This is a genomic window from Mycobacterium gordonae (genome assembly GCF_002101675.1).
GTDB lineage: Bacteria > Actinomycetota > Actinomycetes > Mycobacteriales > Mycobacteriaceae > Mycobacterium > Mycobacterium gordonae.
The window spans coordinates 38,091-47,482 of sequence record NZ_LQOY01000252.1 but is presented as its reverse complement, the minus strand read 5'-3'; the positions used below and the strand labels follow the sequence as shown (position 1 = coordinate 47,482).

Here is a 9,392-nt window from a genome sequence, read left to right as displayed (position 1 = left end):
GCGCGAACGGGACGGGGGCACAGGGCGCCGCGGGCACGCAGTTGGCCAATGCCGGTACCGGCGGTTTAGGCGGCGACGGCGGCACCGGTGGCGTCGGCGGGGCCGGCGGCTCCGGCGGATTCTTCGGCTCTGTTGGTGCCACAGGCGGCGCTGGTGACGGTGGCGGTGGCGGCACCGGCGGGCTGGGCGGCGTCGGCACCTCGACGAGCGGGGGTGGGTCTGGCGGCACCGGCGGCAGGGGCGGCCTTTCCGGCGGCGTCGGTGGCACCGACGGTGCCGGCGGGGACGGCGGTCACGGCGGCAGCGGCGCGGCTGACGGAACGGGTGCGACCGCTGGCGCCGGCGGGGCCGGAGGCGCTGGTGCCGCAGCCACCAGCGGCGGGCCGGGTTACGGCGGTGGCGGTGGTGGTGGCGGCGGGGCCGCCAGGGTGCTGACCACCGGCGGTGGCACGGCCGTCGGTGGCGCCACCGGCGGTGTCGGCGGCGTCGGCGGCGCCGGTACCACCGTGGCGCCGGGCGGCGTCGGCGGAGCCGGAGGCAACGCCAGTCTCATCGCCAGCGGAGCCGGCAGCGCCGTGAACGGCACCGCCACCGGCGGCGACGGCGGGGTCGGCGGAACCACCTCCGCGACCGGCGGCCGCGGCGGTAACGCCACCCTCAGCGCCAACGGCGGCGGCACGATCACTGGCACGGCCACCGGCGGCGTCGGGGGTGCGGGCACCAACGGTGGCAACGGCGGTGCCGGCGGCGCCGGCTACCTCTTTGCTAGAGATCCAGGCAGCTCCGCCAGCGGCACCGCCCTCGGAGGCGTCGGGGGCACGGGCACCAACGGCGGCCGCGGCGGCTACGGAGGCAGCGCCCGGGTCGGCGCTTATAACGGCGGCACCGCCACTGGCACGGCCACGGGCGGCCTCGGAGGTGCGGGCACCACCAACGGCCGCGGCGGCGGTGCCGGCGGCGGCTACGTCGTCGCTAGGGGCGCGGGTAGCTCCGCCAGCGGCGTCTCCATCGGCGGCGCCGGGGGCGCGGGCTCCACCGGCGGCACGGGCGGCTACGGAAGGTACGCCTCCATCAGAGGTTATTACGGCGGCACCCTCACTGGCGGCACAGCATCCGGCGGCGCCGGAGGCGCGGGAATCGGTGGCCGCGGCGGCGTGGGAGGCGGCGCCACCCTCTTCGCTACCGGGGCGGGCAGCTCCGTCGCCACTGGCTCCGTGACCGGCGGGGTGGGCGGGGCGGGCACCAGCGGCGGCTGGGGCGGTGACGGAAACATCGGCCGAATCAACGCCATCAATAGCGGCACCGTCAGCAACAGCGCCACCAGCGGCGGGAACGGCGGTGCGGGCATCACCGACGGCCGCGGCGGCGCCGGCGGGGCGTCCACCTTCACCGCAAACATCGGCGGCATCATCGACACCAGCACCGGCACCGGCGGCAATGGCGGTAGCGGCACCGGCCTAGGTAGCACTGGCGGCGCCGGTGGAGCCGCCGACCTCACAGCTCCCCCCTCAGCGGCGGGAGCCGTCATTATCGGTACGCCCGGCGCGAATGTGCCGTGACAGTCGCCGCTGATCGAAAGGCCGGGCGCGGCTGTTCGCTGTCGAAGAGAGAATCAACCTCACACGATCATCAGCCCGGCGGGAATCCCCTCCGGGTCGCGCCAGAAGGCGTCGTGGATGAAGCGGTCGAACAGGTCCGGCGGGAGCAGCGTGTCGCGCGGTTCGGCCTTGACCGTTGAGCGCACGGTGTGCAGGCCGGGCGTGCCCGCCCGCTCGTCGAACTCGGTGACGTCGTACTCGACGTGGCTGAAGTCGTGGTCGAACACCGGCTCACCGATAAACGAGTAGACGGCCTGCATCGCCTTGGCCGGGTCGGTGCTCAGAGTTTCGTACTGCAGCAACAGGAGTCGATCCCGTTGCGCGCCGTAGCAGGCCTGCTTGAGGGCATCGTAAGGACCCCCGACCATGCCATCCGGCGCCACCACTTGTTGAGCGCGGCTGTAGACCGTGCCGCCGGCGCTGTAGTTGAAGATCGACGACGGACTGAAGACGTTGCGTTGAATCAACCGCTCGATGCTGTCCACCACCCACTGCAGTTCGCGCACGCACGCAATCACCTTCGCCTCGGGAAACAGCCGGGCAAGCGCGGGCATCCACGCACACCAGCCGCGGTTGGTATCAAAGATCACCTGGGCCGTGGAGTCCGCGTAGAAATCGTCGAACAACCCCCGCAGGATGCGCTCGCGCTTGGCGTCGTCGATAAACACTGAAAACTCGTTGCGCCCACTCATTTCGTCGAGCAGGGCGCCGAACAGGCCGGCCAGCGGTCCGGACATCCCCGCCTGGAAGCGCGGGTTCTGTCGCAGCAACGCGGCCAGCAACGTCGAACCCGAACGCGGCAGACCCGAGATGAAATGAATGGCTTTCACGGAATACCCCTGACCTAACTTCCGCACCATGAAATGCCCGGCGGACGCCTACCCCATAACGCCGTCATATTAACCGATCGCAAATTCCTTTATCGGCTCATCTCGGATCAACGCGGACGCTCGCCATGAGCTCATCACGATCGGGCTTTGGATCACTGAGTGGGGACGATTGTCCGTCGCGGCCCCCACCGCCGCGGACGCGTCCGACCGCTTCGCCCCCGGGAACAAGCTCGCCACGCGCAGTAAGAAAGTACTCAGCGAGTCAGCTGCTAAATGCCCGCCTGGGCGTAGACGTTCTTGTGGATCGTTTCGCAGATGTCCTCAAGGGGGAGGTCATTCGCGTCATACCCGAAGGGGCTTTCAATCTCGACGCCGATTTCCTCGATGCCGAAGAACGTGTAAGCGATGATTAGGACGTCGATAACGGTCGTCCAGCCGAAGGTCTCGACCATGGCGAAGGGGAGAGTGAAGCAATACAAGACAAGCGCGCGCCGCAGGTGAACGGCGTAAGCGAACGGCATCGGCGTTTTCTGGATTCGTTCGCAGCCGCCGAGGTAGTCGACCAGGAGCTGAATGTTCTGGTCCATCGACGTGAGCATGATGTCAGAGATCAAGCCCCGCTCGTGCGCCTCCCGGAGGCAATCGGACATGTTGCCGGCGACAGCGAGTGCGGGGTGCTGGGCGTCGATCGCCTCCTGCGCCTCGGCGGGCGGCAGCTCGGTGATTTGTGGCCCAAGGCCTTTGGTACCGCGCAGGCGGTGCATGGCAGCCCAGGCAAAGGCGGCTGTCCATCGGGTGAGTCGGGCGACCAGCGCCGGATCCCCCGTGATGTATGTGCTGGCGCTTCGGACGAGGTTCCGTGTTTCGTTCACGATCCCTCCCCATAACTTGCGCCCCTCCCAGAAGCGCTCATAGCTGGAGCTGGTGCGGAAAACCAGAAGGAGACCAAGGGCGAGGCCCATCAGGGTGTGCAGCTGAATGGGCATGCCGACCGGCGCGACGTAATTGTGAAACGCGACAACCGCCGCCGACCAAGCGACGCATAGGGAGACTCGACCGATGATCTCCCGGACCAGCGAGCCGCGGATGTCAAAGAAGTGGTCCAGCCATTTATGCGAGTCGTATTGAATCATCTCGTATTTCGCGTAGTTGGGACAAACGGTCTCAGCAGGCGCGGGTTCTCAGTGAGGGCTTCGTGGCGACGGCTATGGCACGATTCGAACTGCGAATTATGCCCCTGCTGCACCGCCGCCGGACAATTGAAGCCCGCGCCAGCATCAAAGAACGCTACACAATCCCAACGGGCACGGCGCGCCGCACGTCCTCGGGCAAATCGGTCGCGGGCCAACACAAGCGTGCACGACGGTAACAACAGCTGTCCCCTCGGACATCCGCGTACCGTGTCGCCTGAGAGGCTGAAACGGATTCTTGCCATGGTGCAGTTTGCGCCCTGCACGCGACGAATGTGTCGACTCGGACCACGGAGACGGCCCAGAGGTGGCGGGACCGGAGAGGCAGATGCCCTCGGCGACTTGTCCGAAGCAGGTGCAGACGGATTGGCTGCCCAGGCGTGAGGAAGGAGATTGTCTTGCCAACAGCTACCACGGGTGAGGCCCGAATCACCATCAACGCGGCCCCGCGGACGATCTACAACCTGATCAGCGATATCCCCCGTATGGGCGAGTGGAGCCCGGAATGTTACCGCTGCGAATGGCTCGATGGTGCCGACGCGGCCGTGCCCGGCGCAAAGTTCCGCGGCCACAATCGACTTGGCAAAGTCCGGTGGCACACCGATGCGGAGATCACCGCAGCCGAGCCCGGACAGGAGTTGGCGTTCACCGTGCTGCACAAGACCGGCCGTGAGGAAACGCTGTGGCGCTACCGCTTTCGTCCAATCAGCGCCGACAGCACGGAGGTGGTCGAGTCTTACCAGTTCTTGTGGTGCCCGCTGGTGAACCGGATCGCCGAATTACCCGTCCCTCGTGACAAGCAACTCCGTCGCGGGATCGAACAAACATTGAACCGCCTGAAGACCACTGCCGAACGTGGTCAGGGCGCAAACCACATTGACTAGCTGGCCGTCGCGCGAGGTTCCTCGACCGGGAGTCCGGCGAGCCGCCACTCGAGCATGCCGTCACCGAGGCGTTTGACCCGGCGTCCAGAGGTCTTCACGACGCGGGTCGCCTCGGGCGCCATGACGCAGTAGGCACCGCGACAGTAGGCAACTATCTCGCGATCGGCGGGTAGTTCGGCAAGTCGGTCCGCAAGCTCCGTGAGCGGCATGTTGATCGCGCCGGGGATGTGTCCAGCCACATATTCTTCGCGTGGCCGCACATCGATCAGCGTGACGTCGCCGGCCTCGAGTCGGTGGACCAGTTCCTCGCGGGTGATCGCATCTTCGGGTGAGCCAAGCGCCGCGGCGGCCGCGACGGCCACATCTGCCAGGTGGGCCTCGGCCACCGTCTGGACGAGTGAAAACAGCTTTGCCACATCGTTTCCGGCCAGCCGGTAGTACTGGCGGGTTCCATCGCGGCGAGCTTCGACCAAGCCGCCGGCCTTGAGTGCCTGCAAATTTGCCGAGGCGGTGGTGAGATTCATGCCCGATGCGGTAGCGATCGATTCCACGGTGCGCTCCCCCTGAGCAAGAAGATCCAGGATCTGTAGCCGACGTCCGTTGCCCAGCGCCTTACCGACCCGGGCGATCTCCTCGAAGAGCGCCGCCTTGCCGCCGGGTGGATTGCCCATTGCTTCTCCAATGATCTTTGGAATATTGTATAAATATTAGCACAGACGAAGGCCGCACCGGGTCATCGACGTCGGCCTACCCCCGGAGAGGTGAAGATTCGTGAGCAAGACAGTTGTCGTCCTAGGCGCCGGTGTGGGAGGTCTGGCCACGGCCGCCGAACTTCGCAAGGCGCTTCCCGCCCAAGATCGAATCCTGCTAATCGACCGCACCTTCAGCGGCAATCTGGGCTTGTCGCTGCTGTGGGTGATGCGTGGGTGGCGCACCCCCGAGCAGGTGCGGGTAAAGCCCTCCGCCGCAGCCCTTCCCGGCGTGCAGATGGTCACCGCGGAAGTCGATTGGATCGACGAGGCTGAGCAGACCGTGCGCTGCCGGGACGGGGACCCGATCCGCTACGACGCACTAGTGATTGCCCTGGGCGCCGCACTCGACGTCGCGGCCGTTGCCGGCTTGGCCGAAGCGCTCGAAGCTGGCGTCGCGAGCCAGTTCTACACCCTCGAGGGTGCCGCGGATCTGCACCGCAGGATCGGAGCGCTGAAGTCGGGACGATTGATGGTGCTCGTGCTTGGTGTGCCGTTCAAATGCCCGGCCGCCCCGTTCGAGGCGGCATTCCTCATTGCCGATCAACTCGGCGCCAGACACTCCGGCGGCGCGGTGCGCGTTGACACATTCACGCCGGACACACTTCCGATGCCGGTCGCAGGTCCAGAAGTCGGCAAGAGCCTGGTGTCGATGATGGAAGCGAAAGGTATCGGTTTCCAAGGCGGTAAGTCCGCGACTCACATCGACGCGAATACCCGCACCGTGGAATTCGCCGACGGCACCACTGAAGCGTTCGATCGTCTCGTGGTTATTCCGCCGCACCGGTCCGAGGCAGCAACGTTGATCTCCACCGGAATCGCTCCCAACGGCTGGATTCCCGTCGATCCGCATACCCTCGCCACCAGCGCGCCGGGGGTATGGGCGATCGGTGATGTCACCGCGCTGATGCTGCCCAACGGCAAGCCCCTGCCGAAGGCCGCGATCTTTGCCCAAGCCGAAGCCGAGGTGGCTGCGCACCAGGTGGCCCGTCACCTGGGTTACGACGCACCTGACACCCGCTTCACCGGCGAAGGCGTGTGCTACGTCGAGATTGGCGGCGGTCTGGCCGCCAAGGGTGAAGGAGACTTCTTCGCGACGCCCGTTCCTCGGGTGGCACTGCGCGACCCGTCTCCGGGATATCACGCCGAGAAGGCGCAAGAGGAGCGAGACTGGTTGGCGCGCTGGAACATTGGCGAAGCATCTGCGGAAACGTCGTGGAACCGGAGGATCTCATGAAGCGGCTACTCACCATCGCCTACGGCGCGATATGTTATCTCGTCTTCCTGGCGGCATTCCTGTACGCCATCGGCTTCGTCGGCAATTTCGTTGTCCCGCATAGCATCGACCACGGCATCGCCGCCTCCCTCACGGAAGCCATCGTCGTCAACGTCTTGCTGCTCGGTCTGTTCGCGGTGCAACACAGTGTGATGGCGCGACCGGCGTTCAAACGCCGGTGGACGCGGTTGGTGCCGAAAGCAATTGAGCGCAGTACCTACGTCCTCCTGTCGAGCCTGGCGCTGTTCCTCTTGTTCTGGCAGTGGCGGACGATGCCCACAGTTTTTTGGAACGTCGCGTGGCCGCCCGGCCGGGCAGGACTGTGGACCCTGTTCGCGCTGGGCTGGGCAACAGTTCTGGCGTCGACGTTCATGATCAATCACCTGGATCTGTTCGGGCTACGGCAGGTTTACCTGGCGGAGCGCGGAGCCAGCTATACGGGCGTCGACTTTCGCACGCCGTTGCTTTATCGAGTAGTGCGTCACCCGATCATGCTCGGCTTTCTCGTCGCCTTCTGGGCAACCCCGACCATGACGGCAGGCCACCTGCTCTTCGCGGGTGCGACCACGTCCTACATTTTGGTCGCGCTGCAGTTCGAAGAACACGACCTCGCCGCAGAGCTTGGCGACCAATATCGCGAATACCGCCGCCACGTGCCGATGCTCATCCCGGGCCTGCCCACCGGTAAGGATTCAGCGGCTCCGACGACAAGGCCGCGACCCGCCTAGTTCCTGGCCGAAAGCCGGGCCTCGCAACTCCCGGCTGGGAATTTCTGACTGTGGAGCTAAGGGGATTCGAACCCCTGACCTACTCGATGCGAACGAGTCGCGCTACCAACTGCGCCATAGCCCCTGATCGCTAAGCAGGCTACCAGCCGCGACCGCGATGCAACGAACCGCTCACTACTGCCCGACGGCACGCGGCAGGTCGCGAGGCCAGCCGTAGTTGCGCATCGGCACCGCGTAGTCCAGGTGCTCGAAGATCGGGTCCTCGTCGTCGATCTCCAATACCACCGCGCCAGGGCGCCGCAGCCGTGACGGAACCAGGTCGTATTCCCGGTCGGCGGTGTTCTCCACACCCAACCGGCTGCGCGCCATCCGCTGCATCCGGCGCCGGCGCACCTTCTCCTCGATCTTGGTCTGCCGCCGCAGGTAGAACAGGTACATCAGGGTGACCGTGGTCGCGACAGCGCACAGCCACCACGCCGTCGGCGTCACCTCGAAGGCGGCGATTGCCGAACCCACCAGCACTACCGCCATCGCCACCAGCACCCGCTTGCGGAACGCGTACTTGCGGGCGCTGACCGCCGCGGCGGTCTTGTTGTCGAACCGGCGTCGCCGGTTGACGCCGACCGGGTATGCCGGCGGCGCGTCGTCCATCTCGTCGTCGTCTTCCTCGGGCTCCAACCCGGAGGAGTCTTCGACGTATTCATACTCGTCGTCAGCGAGGTCGTCGTGCGAGTCGTCGTGCTCGTCGACGGGTTCGGGCTCGACCGCGAGCAGCGCCGGCCCCTGAGACTGTGCCTCGCTGGCACCCACCGGCAGCGCGGGCGCGTCCTCGTCGATCACGTCCACATCGAGATAGTCGTCTTCGGCAGGCTCAGCAACCTGGTCAGCACGCGCCATCGCCGTCACGACCGACCGCGGGCGCATCAGCTCGTCGGTGTCGGCGTCGTCAGCCGCGTGGTCCTTGTCAGCGTCGGCGAAGGCGCCGTCGATCGGCTCGGTGTCCCAGTCCTCCTCCGGCTTCCAGTCGGGGTCGCTGCGATGACCTGCCGCCGGACCGGTGCGCTTGAGCAGGCGGGCGCCGGCACCGCCGTTGAGCACCCTGGTCGCCAGGGCCACGTCGCTGGTGCGCCGAACCGCGTCGCGCTTGCTGATCAACATCGGCACCAGCACGAACAACCACAGCACCACAAGCGAAATCCACAACAACGATTGCGGGATGCTTGGCATGATGACCTGCTCTCTTCGGTTGCGATCCCCGCGAGGCCTAATCGTTGGCCTGCGTGGCCGGGTCACTGCGACCAGGGCAATTACACACCTGTAATTTGCCTCTTTCAAGCATCACACGCCACATATGTCACGCCAGCCACAATTTTATTTCGGTTGGGGGAGGATCCCGCGTGTGTGGCCCTCGAGATCGGCGTCACGGTCGCGATCAGCGCCCAACCACAGCCCTGACGGCAACCTCGACGGAAAGAATCAGACCCAGCTGGCCCGGCCGGCGCGCACCAGCGTCGACGCCACCGACCCGTAGACCTCTTCGACGGTCACCGCCACCAATAAGTGGTCCCGCCAGCCACGGTCGACTTCCAGATACCGCCGCAGGAGGCCCTCTTCGCGGAAGCCGGCTTTGGCCAGCACGGCCCGACTGGCGGCGTTCTCCGGACGCACGGTGGCCTCCACCCGGTGCAGCATCACCGGCCCGAAGCAGTGGTCGAGCCCCAGCGCCACGGCTCCGGTGGCCACCCCGCCGCCGGTGTGCTCGCTGGACACCCAGTAGCCGATCCACGCCGACCGCAGCGCCCCGTGGGTGACGTTGCCGATGGTCAGCTGCCCGCAGAACTGCCCGTCGAGTTCAATCGCATAGGGCAGCATCCGCCCCTTGCGCGCCTCGGCGCGCAGCCCGGAACACACCGCCGGCCACGCGGCCACGGAGTGACGCACCGACCACTCACCGTCGGTACTGGGCTCCCACGGCTCCAACTTGGCGCGGTCGGCCAGCCGGATCCGGCTCCACTGCGCGCCGTCGCGCATGCGCACCGGCCGCAACCGGATCACCCCGGCGGCCACCCGCAGCGGGCCCATGCTCATCGGCCAGCCAGGATGGCGGGAATTGGATCGCAACAGGTTCACGGGCCCG

The 9,392-nt window shown here is 66.6% G+C and carries 8 protein-coding genes, 1 tRNA gene and 1 pseudogene; 4 read left to right on the top strand and 6 right to left on the bottom strand.

All coding sequences use genetic code 11. From position 1 onward, the window contains the following. Window positions 1–1,559, top strand: a pseudogene (locus AWC08_RS36080) (hypothetical protein); the annotation flags it as partial. A 59-nt stretch (window positions 1,560–1,618) separates the two neighbouring features. On the opposite strand, the gene AWC08_RS33420 reads toward AWC08_RS36080, so the two are convergent. Together AWC08_RS33420 and AWC08_RS33415 are read right to left on the bottom strand one after the other, a co-directional pair. Further along, window positions 1,619–2,458 (bottom strand): sulfotransferase family protein, encoded by an 840-nt coding sequence (locus AWC08_RS33420; protein ID WP_065132489.1) that lies wholly within the window; start codon window positions 2,456–2,458, stop codon window positions 1,619–1,621. A 239-nt stretch (window positions 2,459–2,697) separates the two neighbouring features. Then, window positions 2,698–3,561 (bottom strand): bestrophin family protein, encoded by an 864-nt coding sequence (locus AWC08_RS33415; protein WP_065132490.1) that lies wholly within the window; start codon window positions 3,559–3,561, stop codon window positions 2,698–2,700. Between the two features lie 455 nt (window positions 3,562–4,016). On the opposite strand from AWC08_RS33415, the gene AWC08_RS33410 reads away from it, so the two are divergent. Beyond that, the gene (locus tag AWC08_RS33410; protein ID WP_065132510.1) at window positions 4,017–4,502 is read left to right on the top strand and encodes an SRPBCC family protein; all 486 of its coding nucleotides are present in this window, start codon (window positions 4,017–4,019) and stop codon (window positions 4,500–4,502) included. On the opposite strand, the gene AWC08_RS33405 is transcribed toward AWC08_RS33410, so the two are convergent. Next, on the bottom strand, window positions 4,499–5,173 hold the full coding sequence (locus AWC08_RS33405; protein ID WP_085088781.1) for an ArsR/SmtB family transcription factor: 675 nt from the start codon (window positions 5,171–5,173) through the stop codon (window positions 4,499–4,501). The two genes, AWC08_RS33410 and AWC08_RS33405, sit on opposite strands and share 4 nt — an antisense overlap. A 100-nt stretch (window positions 5,174–5,273) precedes the next feature. Here AWC08_RS33405 and AWC08_RS33400 point away from each other — a divergent pair, with 100 nt between their 5' ends. Further along, the gene (locus AWC08_RS33400) at window positions 5,274–6,488 is read left to right on the top strand and encodes an NAD(P)/FAD-dependent oxidoreductase (protein ID WP_069434509.1); all 1,215 of its coding nucleotides are present in this window, start codon (window positions 5,274–5,276) and stop codon (window positions 6,486–6,488) included. Then, window positions 6,485–7,255 carry a methanethiol S-methyltransferase gene (mddA, locus tag AWC08_RS33395; RefSeq protein WP_065132511.1) on the top strand — a complete coding sequence of 257 codons (771 nt, stop codon included), beginning with the start codon at window positions 6,485–6,487 and terminating at the stop codon, window positions 7,253–7,255. Before AWC08_RS33400 ends, mddA begins: the two co-directional genes overlap by 4 nt. Window positions 7,256–7,306: 51 nt before the next feature. Here mddA and AWC08_RS33390 read toward each other — a convergent pair. The 3 genes from AWC08_RS33390 to AWC08_RS33380 form a co-directional block, all read right to left on the bottom strand. Further along, window positions 7,307–7,379, bottom strand: a tRNA-Ala gene (locus AWC08_RS33390). Between the two features lie 50 nt (window positions 7,380–7,429). Further along, the gene (gene sepX, locus AWC08_RS33385) at window positions 7,430–8,482 is read right to left on the bottom strand and encodes a divisome protein SepX/GlpR (protein WP_065132493.1); all 1,053 of its coding nucleotides are present in this window, start codon (window positions 8,480–8,482) and stop codon (window positions 7,430–7,432) included. 249 nt (window positions 8,483–8,731) lie between these two features. Next, entirely contained in the window at window positions 8,732–9,385 is a 654-nt protein-coding gene (locus AWC08_RS33380; protein WP_065132494.1) for a GNAT family N-acetyltransferase, read from the bottom strand. Window positions 9,386–9,392: the final 7 nt, after the last annotated feature.